This window comes from Njordella calcicola (assembly GCF_056494125.1).
Genome location: NZ_CM151396.1, coordinates 1,604,294 through 1,621,990, shown reverse-complemented (window position 1 = coordinate 1,621,990; position 17,697 = coordinate 1,604,294). Strand labels below are relative to the sequence as shown.

Here is a 17,697-nt window from a genome sequence, read left to right as displayed (position 1 = left end):
CGCTTTCATGGGCACAAGGGGTCTTGGAGGGGAATGCCGGATCTCGATATCTAACCTTGTTTGCTTGACAAGTCCAAGTCAAACCTTTGGCCAGTCAAGCTTTTGGCCAGACGTATATTTTGCTTGAGCAGCAATCTGTTGTCGAGCGAATCCGGCGGTCGCGAACGAAAAACGGAGCAGCAAAGCTCGAAAACTGAGCGAAATGGCTCAATTTAGTCCCGCCAAAACGCGTTCCGCCACAGCGATGGTTTCATCAATGTCGTCTTGCGTGTGCTCTTTGGAGAAGAACAATGCTTCAAACTGGCTGCAAGGCATGTAGATTCCTGCTTCCATCAATCCCCAAAAGTATTTCGCAAACAGTTTTCGATCCGATTGATTCGCTGTTGGCCAATCGACAACGGCGCCGGAATTGAAGAACAACGTCATCATGCTGCCAACCCGCTGCATCACATGCGGCAGACCTGCTTTGTGGGCTGCAGCGGCCAAGCCATCGGCCAACCTTGCCCCCAATCGCTCCAACTGCTCATAAGGTGGTTCGGCTTGCAGGATTTCCAAGGTCGCGATACCGGCCGCCGTTGCCAGTGGGTTGCCGCTCAGCGTACCTGCCTGGTAAACCTTCCCCGCTGGCAAGACGCAGTTCATGATTTCTTCGCGACCGCCATACACCGCCAGTGGCAGACCTCCTCCAACAATCTTTCCTAATGTCGTCATATCAGGTTTCACATTCAGCAAGCTTTGTGCGCCACCATACGCAACACGGAAGCCGGTCATGACTTCATCGAAAATCAATACCGTACCATTAGCCTTGGTCAATTGCTGCAACGCATCCAAAAACTCAGTCGTTGGAAGCACGGTGCCCATATTTCCGACGACGGGCTCCAAAATGACAGCCGCTAGCTGGTCTGGAAACTGAGCAAAGCATTCGGCCAGCGCTCGATGGTCGTTGTAGTTCAAGACAATCGTGTCAGATGAAGTCCCCGGCGTTACGCCTGGTGAGTCAGGCACCGCGAGGGTAGCGGCAGCGGATCCTGCCGCCACCAACAGCGAATCGACATGTCCATGATAGCAGCCCGAGAACTTGATGATCTTGTTTCGACCAGTGAAGCCTCGTGCCACCCGGATGGCACTCATCGTCGCTTCGGTACCGCTGTTGACCAAACGTACTTTTTCCATACTTGGCACGGCATCACAAATCATTTTTGCAAGTTTGGACTCGCGGAGAGTCGGAGCTCCAAAGGATGTTCCATCGCAGGCCGCTTTAGTGATAGCGTCAACGACGTGCGGATGAGCATGCCCCAAAATCATAGGCCCCCATGAGCCGATGTAATCCAAGTAGCGGTTGCCGTCGATATCGTACAGGTATTGCCCTTTCGCACGAGCGATAAAGACGGGTTCACCGCCTACAGCCCCAAAGGCGCGGGCGGGTGAGTTTACGCCGCCTGGGATCAGGGAGCAAGCTTGATGATATGCGTTATGCGACTGAGTTCTAATCACGATTATTTAATGAAGGTAAGCGAAATGTGTGAAACGCTGCGAAATTCAGCGTACAATTGTTTTTAATCATTGAGCGGTTGAGAGCTGCGTAAATAAGCAAATAGATCTGCAAGTTGTTGTGGCGTGTACTTGTCTAAAAGCCCTTGTGGCATCAGTGAATTTGCCTGTGGTTTCATGGCTTCGACGGAAGCACTCGCAACCACGTGTGATTTCCCATCGATGGCTCGGATTCGCAGTTCACTGTCGGACTCGCTTTCGAGAAAACCATTCAGTACGTTTCCCTCTTCGGTCATCACCGCATACGCCTGATAACCTTCACGTATTTCTAAGCTCGGTGCGACAATGTTCAACGCCAAAACAGCCACCTGGTCGCGTTGATAGCCGGTAAGCTCCGGCCCTAAATCGTCGCCTGAGCCAAACAATCTGTGACACCGACCGCAACTTTCCATGTACAGCACTTTACCGCGATAGGGATTACCTTGTGTAGTCGAAATTTGCTGGATGATGCTTTTCACCTGCTCCTGAGCGTCTTTCAGGCTCAATCCTGCAGTCTCAGGAAACAATTCCAGCAAACGCTTTTGAAACGCGTTGTCTTCATGCCAACGCATAGATCGCACTACTTCTAAAGGTAAGTCGTCTGGTTTGACCTGATGTAGCTCAATGGCGTCCAGCAACTTACTTGCTGTCTCAACTCGCATGACCAGCCCACTGGCCACTGCGGTTCGGATGTTTGAACTCAGTTCGCTCCAACGTTCCAACAGTGTCGAACTAATCTTGGACTGCGGATACGCTGATAGCGATTGAATTGCGGCGGTGCGTACCGATTCAGGCAGCGTACTGTCAAGCGCGATCTCTTCGAGAGGTTCGGTCGCCAGTTGGTTAGGAACTTCGCCGAGGATGGCGAGTAGCTGCAAGCGTACTGGCAGCGCGGTCTTTCTATCGCGAATGGTCTGAATCGCGTCCGCCACCACGCTTTGATCGCCCCGACGCAAACGCAGGCCTGTCGATGGCTCGCCAAGCAACGCCAGGGCATCGAGAATACCGTCGGGAACACCTGCCAAGGAACGCCCTTGGTAGGCTTGTTCAAATGCAGCCGTAGCAGCTTCCGCAGCTTGCTTTCGAACCATTCCGTCCAGCGCAGCGATACGATGCAACAGCAAGCTCGCTTGTTCCATGTCCTGTGACCTTCCGATCGCTAACCATTTACGAAGCAGGCGCGGCGCTAACTCGGTACGATACATCGGACTACGCCAAACTTCATCGGATTGGACTAACTGCTTAGCGACAAGCTCGTGTTCGTCTGTGTGCGCTTCGATCATCCACCACAGCATTAGAGGCAAGACCGCATCATCGGACTGACTTACCGATTGACACAACAGCGCTGCCAGTGCGATCGATTGCTCCGAGCTTAAACGGCGAATCGAACTCGCCAACTGGACCAACACTTCAGCATTCCGCTCAGTTGCCACCATGCGTCGCAGCCCATTCATACTGGCTGGCTCCAGCCGGTTGTCATCGCAGGCTAATCGAACAGCCCATCGACGCACATCTGGATTGGTATGCATAAAGTAGCTTTCGATCGCGACCGTAACCGATGCATCCGATTCAGCAGCAATTGAGTCACTTAGCCAACCGCACTGGTGGAGTGTCCAGAGTGCTTCCAAAGCCGCTTGCCCTTCAAGTTGCGACATTGCAATCAACTCCTTGCGAACGCGTTGGCGCAGTGGGTGATTCGCGATCAGTCGTCGCGCAGCCCAACGCTGCCAGCGATAAGGATGCTCCAGTTTTTTGACCAGAGCATCCAGCGTGCGTTGATCAATCCCTATCGCCAACTTGGCATCCCATGGCTCAACCTCTTGTGCGGCAACTGCCAATCGATAAAGCCGACCGTGCTCTCGATCCAAAGTGCCTTCGTGGGCGTAAATGTGAGCAACTTGACTATCATACCAATCACATACATAAGCTGCTCCGTCGGGGCCATCGGTGATCGCAACGGGGCGAAACCACTTGTCTGATGAGCGGACTACGATCGTTTGATCTTCGGTCTGATAAGTCGAACCTGATGGCTGCAATTTGGTTTGAATCAATGTGCCATGCAGCGGATCGATTGCAAGAAATGCATCCGCTGCGTAAGCCTGAAACATGGTGCCATTGGTAAGCAGCATGGCATGGGTAAACCGCTGGATGGGGTCATGTTGCATCGGACTGAGGTAGCCAAAGGCGTATGGGTTAGAAAGTTCGCCATGCTTGCTGAACCCTTTGCGATAATACCCGCCTTGCTCATAGTGAAATCCCCTTGTATCACCACCATTGTGACCGGAGAAGATGCGACCTTGGTCATCAAAAGCAACACCAAATGCATTGCCGCCGCCTTCAGCGAAGACTTCATAGCGATGAGTTTGCGGATGATAGCGCCAGATCAATTGGCCCATGGAACGCACCGGTTGTTGGTCCGACTGATATCGACGGACTGCACCAGACACGGTGCTCCCTTGAGCAGCATACAGCCAGCCATCCGGGCCAAAACAAAGACTATTAACAACTGAATGAGTATCTTCGAGACCAAATCCATCAAGATGAACTTCTGGCGGCCCGTCTGGCTTGAGGTCTTGATTTCGATCCGCGTAGTGCAATAGGTATGGTGGATTCAAAACCCAAACACCATCGACATCCGGTGCGACGGCTGTCGCAATATTCAACTGATCGGCGAAATCGACGCCAGCCGAGTAGCCTGATTGCGCTGGAAAGAATACGCTCAGCTTATCTCGCCCTGGTACATCCTGTCCTGGCGGCAGCGGTTTTCGATCGTATACTGCTCGCCAGTAGTTATCATGACTGACCAAGTTTAATCCAGCAGGTTCAGGATATTGCAAATACTGCACAACCCATAATCGACCTTGCAAGTCAAACGTGGCCATGACGGGTTGACGAATATCGGGCTCTGATAGCAGGAGTTGCCAGTGCATTGATTCCTGTGTGACAAATGTTTGTATTGCTGCTTGCGGCTCAAGGGCGGGACCTTGCGGTTGGTCTTCCACAGACTGCGCTTGTGCACCTCGACCTACAACTAGAATCAGGACCAGAGCCAACAGCCAGCAGCATAGCCGCAGGCTCAACAGTAAAGCATGGCGCAGGTACAAAACGAGTGACCGGGAAAGCAATTTCTTGTCGGTTGGAGTCATGGCCATGGGCGAACGTGGGGCAGGGCAGGAGGACTGCTGGAGCGGGAGCTTTCGCAACGTCAGGTGCTTGAAGCGAAAGCTTCTCACAGTGCCTAGCCGCGAAAGCGATGATAAAGATCCGTGGGGTCTCTCAGTATACAAGCTCAAGCAGAGCATGCAGAGTGTTGCAGCCAAACAATTCTGGCATGCACCAAGAATTTGCCCAACGTTGCTACATAGCAGCGTGAGGAAGCGAACTACCAGCGAACTTCCATTTGGTCCACGATATGGTCGGCGAGTCGTTCCATCGCCCGGATATGGGACGTGGTAATCGACTGTCCACCTTCCGGGACCATATGAGTCTGCTCTGTGAAATAGAACGTAGATTCTCCGGGAGGCAGAAATCGATTCTGCATCAAGACGTTCCCAAATCGATCCTTCCAGTTCGTTTCGACGGATAAGCCGATTTCCACATCGCGGGGATCATCGAATCGTGTTTCGGTCGTTACCCGTTTGGTATCAGAGATAATCCGCACCACAAAAGTTGAATCAGCAGTATCGCTGTTAGCAATTTTGAACGAGGTCCGATCTTCGATTCGCTTCTGCAAGATTTCGGTAAATTGGGCGCCCAAGCCAGCGCGGAAAGAATCGCAGCGAACCATCGGCACATGCACTGTCCGAATATCATTGCGATAGAGGCTCGCAGTTCCATAGCGATACCCAGCACAGCCTGCACAGATCATCACCAAATTGGTCAAGACCATCATGCAAACCAGTCTTTGGTGGATCGCGAAAAAGAACATGGTGGTTTGAAGCACGCGGGGTCGGTTCTTTCAACTACTAATATTTACCAGTTTGATTCGCCGGAGTCTCTGCGACACGCGTCTCTTGCGGGACTTCGCCGAGGTTTTGTAATGGTTCAAAAGGGTCAAGCGGTGGCACTTGACGTCGTATCTGTGAGATTCGGTCATTTTGAGGAACCATATCGGCTAACCATTGAAGATGTTTCTCTGCCTCAGGCGGCAACTCTCCGATGCGTGCCAGTTCCGCGTTTGCCTCGTCCGCAAACGGAGTTGATTCATAGTCAGTGGCGATTTTTGCAAGATAACCCTTTGCCGATTGGTATCCGCCGCGATTGATCCAATACTTTGCGGTGGCCATAAGCCGTTCAGCGCGTTTGTATTGAATCTCGGCATATAGTCGACGTAGATATTCCTCTTGCTCTCGCGCTTGATCAGGAAACTGTCGTTGAATTGTCTTGAGCAACTTTTCTGCTTGATCCAATGCCTGACCGTCATATTCATGACCTTGGTAGGTCTGCATAACAGCTTTAAGTCCTAAGAAATGCGCATCGAATTGGTGTGGCGAGTCGGGATAAGTAGTACGCAGATCTTCATACATGTCGGCGGCATCTTGATACAGTCCTTTTTGAAACGCGTTATTCGCTAGTTCCATGGTTGCGTCGTCGGCCAATCGACCAGTTGGGCTGTCGAGCCGCATTTTTTCGAGCACTCGTTTACCGTGATTTCCTGTATCGTTCCAGGGGCGACGTTCATCAAACAAGTTCAACACATAAAATGGCTTGGGAGCTGCACGATCATGTCGAATCCAATACAGACCAATTTCCATGCGTCGCTTGTTGATCAAGTCTTCATATTTCGTCCGGGGGTAGTTACCGAACAGCTTGACATACATATCTTCTGCTTCCGGATAGTTTTCCGCGAAGAAGAAACTTTCGCCGGCCATCAGCCACGCGTCTTGCTCCAAGGCGCTGCTAGGCCAATATTTGGCGGCCAGTTTGTACTGCTTTGCTGCTTTGACAAACAACTTGTTTCGCTCAGGGCTTGGCTCCATGAGGCTCGCTTGAGAGAAGATTTCGTCTGCTTTCGCAAACTCTTCGCGTGCTCTTGGACGATCTTCTGCTTTGTTGCCAAAGAATGGCACTGGCGGCAGCTTTACAAGTGACTCTTTATTCTTTTGTGCTTTGAGTCCTTCGGGGCGGACGTAGTTCCCTTCGCTATCTTCATAGCTTTCGATAGCATTTTTCGCCGCGCGATATTCTGGCGAGGCTTGTGCATCGGGGCGCAATGAAGAGCAACCGTCGAACAATCCTACGGCGCACATCAGAACCAGGACGAGTGCTTTGGAGCGTGGTTGCATACAAACTAAAACGGAATGGAATCGAGGAGACTTGCTAGCCGAATGGGGCGGTCGAGCAACTGCGTGAATATGCTATTCATCAGTTGTCGAACTTCCGCCTTTCGATCTGTAGGCAAAAGCGGGACTTCACCGCTACTCCAATCTGTTCCATTTATCGTGCGCAAGAAAAATATCACCTCTTTTCTCAGTCTTAAGATGTGGCTTTGGCCAGGCAGGCAAGCTTGGCAAACTAGGCCTCCTGCGGAAACTGAGAAAGCTGTTCGAAGCTGATCACCTGTTAAATCGGCTTCACAAAGGACACACTTGTTAAGCTGCGGGGCATGGCCAAGGATCCGCAAAGCCTGCAATTCAAATTGCACCGTAGAACTCAGTGGCGGCAGGCCCGCATCCAACCGCTGTAATGTGCGATCGGTGAGATCAAATAATTCGGACAGATTTAAGTCCGTCTCCGTCATGCGATTCAATAAATCCGCGATATAGTACCCGCAATTCAATGCGTTCAGATTTGCGGAAGCGGATCGAAAACGCCGCAATAGCTTCGACTCCGTCAAAATGTCCAAGACATCGCCGCTCTTGTCGATGTAAACGATCGAGCACAGCGACAATAGATCCAGGGCACCGTCAAAAGGGCTCTTTAAACGTCTGGCTCCTTTGGCTACCGCAGCGATCTTGCCAAAATCACGTGTCAGCAGGGTGACGATTAACGATGTCTCGCTCCAAGGCACCACGCGCAACACAATCGCTGATGTTTTCTCGCTGTGCAATGCAATAAGTCCTAAGCGGCATCACCTAGCATTTGCAAAAACTCGCTCATCTCGCCAGCCGCATGATGATCGTTCTGCCGCCGCGCTTCTTCGATCCCATCGCGCAGTAGCGCTCGTGCTGCTTCCGTTTCCCCTTGCTCGGCCTGATACTGGGCTGCCATAAAATAAGCTGGTACGTGGGGCGGATCAAGTCTCGTCAACTCGCTCATCTTTTCAATCGCAGTCTCCAAGTCCCCCTCTGCCTTTAATTCCATCGCTAGCGCATAGCGTAAAAATAGATCGTTGGGATCGTCCGCTAATAGAGCTTCAATTTTTTCGCGACGTGACATAAAAAGTTATCCTCGAAATCAAACAGGAAGTTGGATTAAAAGTTCTGGCGGCCCGAAAGCGCATCAGCAAGTATCTCTCGATTAGTGAACTCCAAGACGCTGCCGCTGGTCACGCCACGAGCCAATCGCGTGATCTGGACTGGAAAATCTCGAAGTGCGTTGGAAATGAAAAGGGCAGTGCCATCACCTTCCACATTTGGATTGGTGGCCATAATCACCTCGGCCACATTTCCGCTGCGAATCCGCTCTATCAGCGAATCGATGGTAAGCTGATCTGGGCCATAACCATCCAGCGGAGCAATTCGTCCCAACAGCACGTGATACAACCCGTGGTAAACGCCTGCGGCTTCTAACGCGAGCAAGTCGCGAGGTTGTTCGACAATGCAAAGCTTCGTCTCGTCACGTCGTGCATCGCTGCAGATTGCGCAGAGTTCCGATTCGGCCAAGTTATAGCAGCGAGAACAATAACGGACATTCAATCGCACGCTGCGAATAGCATCCGAAAGTGCGAGCGCTTCAGATTCCTTGACCCGCAACAAGTGATACGTCAATCGCTCGGCAGACTTCTTACCGATTCCGGGCAGTTTGCAAAGTTGATCGATCAGTTCCGCTACTGCATTAGAGCTGTTGGACATTCGCAATGATACTTTCTCGGCAGCCTACTACTTCGCAAGCTCTTCCATAATGCCTTCCAAACCTGGAAGCTCAAACCCGGCAGTTAACTCACGGATCGAGTTCATGTGCATCTCTTTCGCTTGACGAATCGCATGATTGGTGGCCACTTGGATCGATATTTCCAGTTGAGCATGCATCTCTGGCGTCAGCAAATGTTCTTGAATATTGATCTTCAACAATTCGCCCAAGCCATTCATTTCAATGCGAACCGAGCTTGCTGAATCTTCTCCAATGACTTGTTTGGTGGCAAGCTGTTCTTTCGCATCTGCCAAACGCCCTCGCATCTGTCCTAGATTTTTGAACATGCCCGCAAGCTGAGTCAGATTTCCAAGGTTTTTAAACATGATCGCACATTCTGTAAGGAGGGATATCGATATGGGTGGTTAAGTATTCACTCAGGAAGCTGATAATTCGCCGGCACATCTACTTTGGTCACTTCGGCATCCAATGACTTAATGATCTTAGCAATCAGGCTATGGCTGCTCAGCGAACGAATCAATTGGTTCTGGTTGACGGCCTTCGATGGTCGCATCGCTGAGTCAGATGAGCCCATGCTGCCAGCGGGGTTCGCCGCAGTGCCGCCGGCGGCTGTCTTGAAACGCAGGTTTTTTGTCAATCCATAACGGCTGAGCAGATTTCCACGGATCGCATTTAGATTATTTGCTTCCATCAAAATCTGCAGCGCAAAATCGCACCCCGGCGGCAACACGACCTCCCAAGTGTTTGTGGCCATATCGACGTCGATCGCGACTGCCATTTGCGCACACTCGCACGTCATGCCATCACAGCCAACGGCCGCCTGACGCCAAATCTCTATCGGCGACCCGTCTGATGATAACTGCGATGCAGAAGCGTCTTCCGCTGGGCCACTGACAACACTGGAAGATGCAGGGGGCTGCGGCGTTGCAAGCTGAGTCCCAATGGCTTGCTCCACCAACGTTTCGACCGTGGATACCACTTGCATTCCGATCTCAAGCGGAACGTCGGTTTCCAAGTTCATCTCCGACGACGAATCGAAGTCGCTTTGGATATTCGAAGGCGGAGCGACAACTACTTCAGCGTTTTTTTTTTCGTCGACCGTTGCGGCTTGCCCGTGCTCATTGGCCGCTGGAGCATGACTGGACAGCGAACTGGAACCGGGCGTAAAGCGAGCTGGAATGACTGGCGGCATCGGCGCATTGTCGCGAATGGATTGGACCAGGTTGGCGATACCTTGCAGGTCTTGCAAGTGGCAAATCTGAACCATGCAAACTTCCAACAAGATTCGACTCTGCACGCTGTGTCGCATCTTCACCAGCGTTTCATCCAAAATCTGGATTGCCGACAGCAATGTCTGCGTACCCCACTGTGTGGCCATATCCTTAAGTTGCGCAACGTCTGATGGGTTTGCAGTCTTGAGAATCTCCTCACTAGCTCCGATACCGATTGCCATGATATCGCGCAAGTACCCCAACAACTGCTCGGCCATTTGACCAGCATCCACACCAGCTTGGCTCGCTTGCTCGATCAGCATCAATGTCCGACCTGCATCGCGTTGGATCAGGCAGCTTACCAACTCGCTCAAACGTGAATCATCAGCAGTCCCTAACATGCCATGGACAGTAGCGATGTTGATTGAGTCTCCCGCGAAGCTTAATAGCTGTTCGAGCAGCGATTGGCTATCGCGCATTGAACCGTTCGCTCGGCGCGCGATCAGACGTAAAGCATCTTCGTCGATGGCGACGCCTTCAGACTTACAAATTTCGGCCAACCGATTTTTGATTTCATCGGTTTTGATGGGAGCGAAATCGAACCGTTGACAGCGCGAGAGCACCGTGATCGGGATTTTTTCTGGGTCGGTTGTACAGAAAATAAACTTCACATGCTCAGGCGGTTCCTCAAGCGTTTTGAGCAACGCATTGAATGCCTGTAAGGTCAGCATGTGCACTTCATCGATGATGTAAATTTTATAGGCCGCGCGACTGGGACGAACCGTTGCATTGGCTCGCAATTGGCGTATCTCTTCGATGCCGCGATTACTTGCACCGTCGATTTCGATGACATCCATGTCTTCGCCGCTATCGATTGCAGCGGCTAATTCATTGTCCGCAGCGAGGTCATCGGTCTTCGAAAAATTCAGTGCCTTGGCAAATATTCTAGCTGTACTGGTTTTGCCTACCCCGCGAGCCCCGGTAAACAAGTACGCATGCCCAACGCGATCGGACTGAATCGCAGTTTTTAAAGCGGCTGCTACCGTTTGCTGGCCAACCAGTTCGTCAAACGTGCGCGGGCGATAGCGCCTGGCGACTACCGTATAGCGCCCTTTGGCGTGCGGCAAAGTGGCTGAACTGGGCTGCGAGGGCTCGACAGCCGAATCTAAAGCGTCGCGAGTTTCTGCCGTGCGGCTTGCTTTCTTTGCCATGGACAATTCTTGCGCAGTTGGAACTCGCTACACAATTCTAGTGGAGTGAACAGAATAGCTGAAGGTGCTTCAAAAGAACCTTTGCAGCCTAACCAACGGACGATTATAACGATATCAATCGGATTCGAAACAGCAGACAGCTTTTTGGCTGAATTAATCTTCGCCAAGCAGACTCGAACTACATCGATATGCCCAGCGGTCGCTTGGCAGCGCGGACAACTCTCGCCGGCAAGCCTCCCTTAAATGCCAAAACGCGTCGACCAACAAACCAACGCGGCAACACAGCGACTGCCGGATCTACCGCAATGGGGAAGGACTGGATCGAGCGAGACGTTAGAATCCCGCCAACCGTCATCCGTCAAGGGGTGATTTCCACAAGTGAAATTTTCGATTCGCTAAACTGAAAGAGAATCTGCCTTTTTTGCTCCGTACGTGTTACATTAGTGAGTGTTGGCATCCTATGTGAAGTGATACTAGGCACCGCATGAAACCGGCCTCACCGCCGGCGCGGGCTTGCCGATTGGCATTACGACGACAACTCAACAACTTATCAATCAGGTTCAGTTATGAGATTATCTTTCGGTCTGGAAGCGAAACAGATTCAGACGCAGAAGTTAGCTCCAAAGATGATCCAGTCGATGGAAATCTTGCAACTGCCAATCTTGGCGCTGCAAGAACGCATCGAACAAGAGATGAACGAAAATCCCATGTTGGAGATCGAGGAGCAAGAGGCATCATCTCTAGCCGAAAATGTCGAGGAAGATGACGCAGAAGGTTCGACACGGCCCATCACTGAAGATGAACGAGAATTGGTCGTGAAAGACGATCAATCGAACACGGAAGATTTCGAACGTTTGGCCAACATGGATTCCATGATGCCCGATACATTCGATGACTTTCGTCCAAGCAAAGGGCGAATCCAAGAAAGCATGGACCGCCAACATGACATGATGGCCAGTACGCCTGAGCGAGCTGAATCCCTGAACGATTTCTTGTTCCACCAGCTTGCGGAAATGGATGTTGACACCGACGTCGAATTGATTGCAGAGAAAATCATCTCTAGCCTCGATGCCCGCGATGGCGGTTACTTCAAAGGCTCGTTAGGCGATATGCTGCCGCCAGACTATAAGCCAGACGATATGCGTCGCGCTGAAGAAGCCTTGCGAGTGGTCCAATCACTGGAACCCGCAGGCATCGCTGCTCGAAACCTACGCGAATGCTTGTTGAACCAGTTGCGTCCCGACCTGCCGATGGTCGACAAAATGCAGGTTATCATCCAAGACTACTTGGATGATCTGGCAGAAAACCGATTACCCGTCATTCAAAAGAAGACCGGCTTTACGATCGACCAAATTATGGAGATCCGTGAAGCACTCCATCAACTCAATCCAAAGCCTGGTTCAGCTTTCATGGAGACCTTCGTCCCCATGGTCACGCCGGACGTCATTGTCGAAAGAGACGAAGATGGCAAATGGACCGTACGACTTGAAGACGACTCATTACCACCTTTGCGCATTAGCGAATACTACCGCCGTCGTCTTGCAGACCCGACGGCTACCACAGAAGAAAAAGAGTTCATCAAAAAGAAGATCAACGGCGCACAGTGGTTGATCGATGCTATCCAGCAACGACGTTCCACCTTGCTGAAAGTCACTGAAAAAATCGTCAACTATCAGCACCGATTCCTGGAGGAAGGCCCCGAAGCCATCGAACCTCTCAAGATGCAACAAATCGCAGATCAAGTTGGCGTGCACGTAACCACCGTATCACGCGCAGTTGACGACAAATGGGTGCAAACACCACGCGGTATCATGCCATTACGACGATTTTTTGTCGGCGGCACTCGCAGCGAAGATGGGGAAGATGTTGCATGGGATACCATTCGAATTAAGCTGCAAGAGATCATCGATCAGGAAGACAAATCGAATCCTTTAAGTGACGACCAATTGGTCGATTCCCTTAAGAATCACGGTTTGACCGTCGCGCGACGAACAATTACCAAGTACCGTAAAAAGATGGGGATCCCGTCGTCCCGTCAACGTCGCGTCTGGACCTGATCTGCATCCAAAAGAAGTCTGATACTCGTTGGCGACGCAATCCTTGAAAAGCAGAATGGCGCTGATACTCTCAGGAGTACTGCTGCTGATTGCTACTGGAATCAATATTGCCCGGATCGTTCGGCAATATGACGAAGTGGGTGGTGCTTATGATCGCCACACAATGGGCTACTTCGACTTCCACAATGGCATCTACTTCCCAACACAAGCCTTCTTGGCTGGCATAAATCCTTACGGACAAATCATTATCGACCGAGGCTATCCGGTCACTCGCCCGACGCCCATTTATGGGCCATCTCATTTCGTGATCCATGCTCCGCTTGCGATGCTCCCACGCGTGACTTCGGAAATAGCCTACGGAGTCATCACCTGGATCTCTTACTTTTTGATCATCGCGATTCCTCTACGCGAGCTAATCCGATTACCAAACCAAGGTACAGAAAAGAAGCCGATCTGGTCGCACGGCACGTTTTGGATGTACTCCATGCTGGCGATGAGCTTGTTGTTGGTAAGTCGTCCTGGTCACATCAATTTTGTCAGCGGATATTTCACCGCCGAACTGGCCCTAGGTTCTATTGCGACGCTAAGCCTTGCGCATCGCAGTCCATGGGCGGCAGGCTTTGCGTTCGTGCTCGCTTGCGGCAAGCCAACTTATGCGATTCCGCTTTTCATCGTGCTTATCCTATTGCGTCACTACCGTGCTGCCGCAGCAGCAGGAATCTTGGGCGGAATCGCGAACGTGGTTGCCGTAGTTTGGCTGCTTCGCTTTGATTCATTGAGCGGCATACTCGAATCAATCCGGCAGGGACAAGCCATGCACATGGCAGACCCCATCGAACTACCGGTAAACACCTGGCTTCGGATCGATTGGACTGCGATCATTGCCAAGTGGTTGGGGGCAAACCCCTCCGAACTTCTCCAGTTGCTCGTGATGCTATCGCTTTATGTTCTCTTGGCTGCTGTGATTGTACCGCTGCACTGCACGCAACTTCAGCGACGCGAGGGAGTGACTTCCGCACTCGTCTCAGTTTGCCTGGGATCCATACTGCTTTTCATCTATCACCATGTCTACGACGCGATGCTTTTGACGCCGCTGCTGCTGACGATCTTTTTCTACCCAGGAAACTGGACCGAGAAGTTTACGCCTAAGACCCGCGTCATCCTGTTTGCCTTGATCAGTTGTCCCTTCTGGAACTACTTTGGATCGGAGAGTTTTCTGACGCGTTTGCCCGACTCGACTTGGCTAAAGCATGGATTGACCAGCCTGAACTGCTTGGCGGTAACCGCCGGTCTAGCATTCATTTTCCCTGCAATTTTCCAACTAAGCGAGACTTCTTCCATCGAGCCAACTGCCCCACAGGGAGACTGACGGCAGGTTGCAAAAACCAGGGAGCAAGGCACTTACGTGTCCTTGCGAGAACTTAAACCGATACTCACCGTAAGGCAACCTGGATTCAGCCTCGACCAAATCGCGGTGCTGGAATTCCGCGGAATTCACACTTTGCAACAGCGAGGAATGCCGCTAAGATACTCGACCCTTTGGTGGCAGAAGCAGACCGCTGGCTACCGAAGGAAGGCCCTCAATTGCAAGCGATTTTCGTCGTTTGGGTGAGGCTGATAGCAAGTATTTGAGTTCACTATTCCAACGTTTGAGATCATTCGATGACCAAGCCGCATAGAAAATTAAAGAAGGCCAACCACGGCCAACGAGCCGCAAATAGCAAAGCCCGCAAAGCGAAACGCAAGAAAATTAAGACCTAATTGGCTGCTGTTGACGATCGCTGTTGGACCTTTATTGAGCTCCCAGTGATCCGTTTTGGCAGTCATGTAGCCGGCTATGGGTCGGCTGCTGCGTTGTCTCGTAACGATACGCCAAGCGGTTTGTGGAGCGACCCTCGCTGGGCGGTATCAGAGCCTAACCAATCCAACCACACTTGATGGTCTCTTTGGCGCTGCGCGTACCAACTCTTGAATACGCCGTTGGAATTTAATCGCCGCATCGGGTTCCGATTGTCCAACGCTCAGCAAAGCCCGCATTTATTGGTGATGCCGTATTCTCTGGAACGAGAATCCGATTACATTTAGGGGAGTCGTTAAGCCAAAGATTCGTGGTTTCTACATCATCGTTTCCAGGTTGCGACACGCGAGTTTTAGTCAATGTTCCGCTTTGATGTTCCTGGACGAATCTGTGGCAGAGAAAGAATATATAGTCGACCCATCTACGCTGGACGATTCCAATATTACGGCTGATATCGAGGGAATTCGTAAGTACAACGCTCAGCGGTTTGAAATGGAGCAGTTGACAGCCATTATCTATGAAGATCCCGAAAACAAGATCTGCGTAGGCTATAAGGACGTCACCGATAGCGAATTTTGGGTTCGTGGCCACATGCCCGGTATGCCCTTAATGCCCGGCGTCGTCATGCTCGAATCGGTCGCTCAATTGTGCAGCTACTGCGCCACCAAATATGACTTATTGGGAGCAGAAATGGTCGGCTTCGGCGGCCTGGAAGACGTTCGCTTTCGCGATCCTGTTGTTCCTGGCGACCGCTTGATTGTTATGTGTCAGCAAATCAAAGTTCGGCGTGGACGGATGATCGTCAGCAAGTTCCAAGGGTTTGTCCGCAACAACTTAGTCTTGGAAGGCATTCTCAAAGGCATTGCAATTCCGATCGCAGCATTAACAGCGGCCTCACAAAAATCGCCTCAATAGCCCAAGCTGCCTAGAAGGATATCCATTGGTACATTTTTTCAGCACGGTTGCCTAAACCCAATGGCTCTTGGCAAATTTTTCCGTTTAGGCAGTTTTTGCTTAACTCAAGGCCCCCGTAAAGACGAAAGAATATTAGCCCGGGGGGGCGGTTTACTTTAAATGCAACTTCAGTGTTGTGGCGAGCGGCAGATGGGTTAGTTCCACACCAGCCGCCAATGATCATTCTGCCATCTTCACGTCTGCTTGCTTACTTCGCTGCGGCAATCTGCTGCGTGTCGAGCGGTTGCAGCTTTCTGCCAGACGTACGGCACAAGGAACGGTTCCACAATCCGTTCCCACAAATCAGAACGGTCGCAGTGCTGCCTTTTCGGAACCAAAGCGAATCACCAACGCTCAGCGGCGAACGAATCTCTTCGGCTTATGCACACGAATTACAAAACGTACCAGGCTTTGAAGTATTGCCAATTGGTGCGGTTCGCAATCAAATGGTCGCTTTCGAGCAGCAATATCTGCGACGCAGCATTGCTACGCCGGAAGACTTTCAAACCTTCGCCCAATATCTAGGCGTGGACGCAGTCATCCAAGGTGCCGTGACGGACTACGATCCCTATTATCCACCACGGATGACACTCAAAACCAATTGGTATACCGCCAATCCTAATTTCCATCCCATTCCCGTGGGCTATGGACTACCCTGGGGGACCAAGGATGAGAAGAAGATCCCCGAATGGGTGCGTTTGGAAGCCGAACGAGAACTGGCCAGCGAACAACTCGTTTCGCAGACGCCGATCAGTTTGCCTAACGACTCACGCTCCAATACCAATGCTCCGACCACCGTGTCTCCCACCGCCGACGCACCGCCGGCTAGCCCTGCGACTGTCAAAGACAAACTAGCGTCGCTGACGCCAAACGCCGTTAAACCAGCAACACACAGTGTGCCCCCGCCAGATACACAAGCGGTAGGAACATCGGTTGCAAACGCAGCTTCGTCTTCTCCCACTGTGGCCAAAGCGACGCATGTCGAAGTCGTCTGGCAAGAAGCTTCCTCATCCAAGAGATCAACGCCGACCGCTGCACAAGTCTTCAACGAAGATGAAGCAACGGGCATTCAAGCCAACCAGCCTTCTGATCATGAGCATGTCCAGCCTGTTCCTACGCAAACCATCATTCATGAGGGTGAACAAGTCGCGGGTAACCGATCCGCAGACAATCAAGGTTGGCTACCGCTGTCGCCGAATCAGGAAACCGCAGTCGATCCAATCCAACCTGTACCGTCCATCCAATGGCCTGATCCGGAAGGCTTCATCCCTTCAGCACCATCAGCAACTCCGCCGCAACCGATCAAGTTTACCGGGCCGGTTATATCGCATATGGCCAGCTATAACGGTGCTAACGAAGATTTCACAAGTGAGCTTGAGGAGTACTATTACTTTCGTGACGATGGCAGGTTTGGTGGTTGGGAATCGTATCTCCAACGCAGCGAAGACTTTATACGCTTTTGCTGCTTCCTGCATGTGAAGCAAACCTTGGTTGCGCGAGGTGGCATGTTAAAAAATCGCACCGTAGTTCGCTGGCCTATTAGCCGATATGAGCGTTAGTTTGGTCCGTCTGCCTGTTCATGGCCGCCGGATCCAGAGGCGTAACGTGAGCAGGGAGGCAGCGGAATATGCATCGCGAGTTGAATGTGCTGGCACTTATCAAAGGTGAAGACCGATATGTCTTCCTTTTCGACGACGCAAATCGCGTCGAGACGCTACGCATGTTAGGTCGTTATGCAGCAGACCCTGACTTAAATTTCTCGTGGTATGACGCGGCTATGCTCAGTCAACGTATTCGAGATATGGCGGCCCTTGAGCAAGCGTCGCAACGGCCGCTTCCTGATGTGAAGCCTATCAAGAGTCCATCGCGCTTTCGCTTGCCATCCCGCGAAGATCGCTAGCAAC

15 protein-coding genes are annotated in these 17,697 nt (G+C 51.6%); 6 read left to right on the top strand and 9 right to left on the bottom strand.

Annotation, left to right across the window (positions count from 1 at the left end; translation table 11 throughout):
• Positions 1-207: 207 nt before the first annotated feature.
• The 9 genes from hemL to dnaX form a co-directional block, all read right to left on the bottom strand.
• Positions 208-1,494, bottom strand: coding sequence for a glutamate-1-semialdehyde 2,1-aminomutase (hemL, locus tag SH302x_RS06145; protein ID WP_479367850.1), 1,287 nt, complete (start codon positions 1,492-1,494; stop codon positions 208-210).
• A 62-nt stretch (positions 1,495-1,556) separates the two neighbouring features.
• Positions 1,557-4,682 carry a DUF7133 domain-containing protein gene (locus SH302x_RS06140; protein ID WP_479367849.1) on the bottom strand — a complete coding sequence of 1,042 codons (3,126 nt, stop codon included), beginning with the start codon at positions 4,680-4,682 and terminating at the stop codon, positions 1,557-1,559.
• A gap of 230 nt (positions 4,683-4,912) precedes the next feature.
• Complete coding sequence (gene lptE / locus SH302x_RS06135; RefSeq protein ID WP_479367848.1) at positions 4,913-5,473, bottom strand: LPS assembly lipoprotein LptE; 561 nt, start codon at positions 5,471-5,473, stop codon at positions 4,913-4,915.
• Between the two features lie 22 nt (positions 5,474-5,495).
• Positions 5,496-6,815 (bottom strand): outer membrane protein assembly factor BamD, encoded by a 1,320-nt coding sequence (gene bamD / locus SH302x_RS06130; protein WP_479367847.1) that lies wholly within the window; start codon positions 6,813-6,815, stop codon positions 5,496-5,498.
• Positions 6,816-6,820: 5 nt separating this feature from the next.
• On the bottom strand, positions 6,821-7,579 hold the full coding sequence (gene recO, locus SH302x_RS06125; RefSeq protein WP_479367846.1) for a DNA repair protein RecO: 759 nt from the start codon (positions 7,577-7,579) through the stop codon (positions 6,821-6,823).
• Positions 7,580-7,590: 11 nt separating this feature from the next.
• On the bottom strand, positions 7,591-7,908 hold the full coding sequence (locus SH302x_RS06120; protein WP_479367845.1) for a tetratricopeptide repeat protein: 318 nt from the start codon (positions 7,906-7,908) through the stop codon (positions 7,591-7,593).
• A gap of 35 nt (positions 7,909-7,943) precedes the next feature.
• Positions 7,944-8,543, bottom strand: a complete 600-nt coding sequence (gene recR, locus SH302x_RS06115; RefSeq protein ID WP_479367844.1) for a recombination mediator RecR — start codon at positions 8,541-8,543, stop codon at positions 7,944-7,946.
• Between the two features lie 27 nt (positions 8,544-8,570).
• Positions 8,571-8,927: a YbaB/EbfC family nucleoid-associated protein gene (locus SH302x_RS06110; RefSeq protein WP_479367843.1), complete on the bottom strand. Its 357-nt coding sequence runs from the start codon at positions 8,925-8,927 to the stop codon at positions 8,571-8,573.
• A 47-nt stretch (positions 8,928-8,974) separates the two neighbouring features.
• Positions 8,975-10,984 carry a DNA polymerase III subunit gamma/tau gene (gene dnaX / locus SH302x_RS06105; RefSeq protein WP_479367842.1) on the bottom strand — a complete coding sequence of 670 codons (2,010 nt, stop codon included), beginning with the start codon at positions 10,982-10,984 and terminating at the stop codon, positions 8,975-8,977.
• Between the two features lie 566 nt (positions 10,985-11,550).
• Between dnaX and rpoN the strand changes: the two genes are divergently transcribed.
• From rpoN to SH302x_RS06075, 6 genes are all read left to right on the top strand, one after another.
• On the top strand, positions 11,551-13,041 hold the full coding sequence (gene rpoN, locus SH302x_RS06100; protein ID WP_479367841.1) for an RNA polymerase factor sigma-54: 1,491 nt from the start codon (positions 11,551-11,553) through the stop codon (positions 13,039-13,041).
• 55 nt (positions 13,042-13,096) lie between these two features.
• On the top strand, positions 13,097-14,410 hold the full coding sequence (locus tag SH302x_RS06095; RefSeq protein ID WP_479367840.1) for a glycosyltransferase 87 family protein: 1,314 nt from the start codon (positions 13,097-13,099) through the stop codon (positions 14,408-14,410).
• 293 nt (positions 14,411-14,703) lie between these two features.
• Positions 14,704-14,802, top strand: a complete 99-nt coding sequence (locus SH302x_RS06090; RefSeq protein WP_479367839.1) for a 50S ribosomal protein bL37 — start codon at positions 14,704-14,706, stop codon at positions 14,800-14,802.
• A 427-nt stretch (positions 14,803-15,229) separates the two neighbouring features.
• Complete coding sequence (locus SH302x_RS06085; protein WP_479367838.1) at positions 15,230-15,754, top strand: 3-hydroxyacyl-ACP dehydratase FabZ family protein; 525 nt, start codon at positions 15,230-15,232, stop codon at positions 15,752-15,754.
• 215 nt (positions 15,755-15,969) lie between these two features.
• The gene (locus SH302x_RS06080) at positions 15,970-17,352 is read left to right on the top strand and encodes a hypothetical protein (protein ID WP_479367837.1); all 1,383 of its coding nucleotides are present in this window, start codon (positions 15,970-15,972) and stop codon (positions 17,350-17,352) included.
• Positions 17,353-17,420: 68 nt separating this feature from the next.
• Complete coding sequence (locus SH302x_RS06075; protein ID WP_479367836.1) at positions 17,421-17,693, top strand: hypothetical protein; 273 nt, start codon at positions 17,421-17,423, stop codon at positions 17,691-17,693.
• Positions 17,694-17,697: the final 4 nt, after the last annotated feature.

What these genes read in the sequence shown, in the direction of transcription:
- SH302x_RS06140 (WP_479367849.1), bottom strand. Translation starts at nt 4,682, where the DNA reads ATGGCCATGACTCCAACCGACAAGAAATTGCTTTCCCGGTCACTCGTT.
- bamD (WP_479367847.1), bottom strand. Translation starts at nt 6,815, where the DNA reads ATGCAACCACGCTCCAAAGCACTCGTCCTGGTTCTGATGTGCGCCGTA.
- SH302x_RS06120 (WP_479367845.1), bottom strand. Translation starts at nt 7,908, where the DNA reads ATGTCACGTCGCGAAAAAATTGAAGCTCTATTAGCGGACGATCCCAAC.
- recR (WP_479367844.1), bottom strand. Translation starts at nt 8,543, where the DNA reads ATGTCCAACAGCTCTAATGCAGTAGCGGAACTGATCGATCAACTTTGC.
- SH302x_RS06110 (WP_479367843.1), bottom strand. Translation starts at nt 8,927, where the DNA reads ATGTTTAAAAACCTTGGAAATCTGACTCAGCTTGCGGGCATGTTCAAA.
- dnaX (WP_479367842.1), bottom strand. Translation starts at nt 10,984, where the DNA reads ATGGCAAAGAAAGCAAGCCGCACGGCAGAAACTCGCGACGCTTTAGAT.
- rpoN (WP_479367841.1), top strand. Translation starts at nt 11,551, where the DNA reads ATGAGATTATCTTTCGGTCTGGAAGCGAAACAGATTCAGACGCAGAAG.
- SH302x_RS06095 (WP_479367840.1), top strand. Translation starts at nt 13,097, where the DNA reads ATGGCGCTGATACTCTCAGGAGTACTGCTGCTGATTGCTACTGGAATC.
- SH302x_RS06090 (WP_479367839.1), top strand. Translation starts at nt 14,704, where the DNA reads ATGACCAAGCCGCATAGAAAATTAAAGAAGGCCAACCACGGCCAACGA.
- SH302x_RS06080 (WP_479367837.1), top strand. Translation starts at nt 15,970, where the DNA reads ATGATCATTCTGCCATCTTCACGTCTGCTTGCTTACTTCGCTGCGGCA.
- SH302x_RS06075 (WP_479367836.1), top strand. Translation starts at nt 17,421, where the DNA reads ATGCATCGCGAGTTGAATGTGCTGGCACTTATCAAAGGTGAAGACCGA.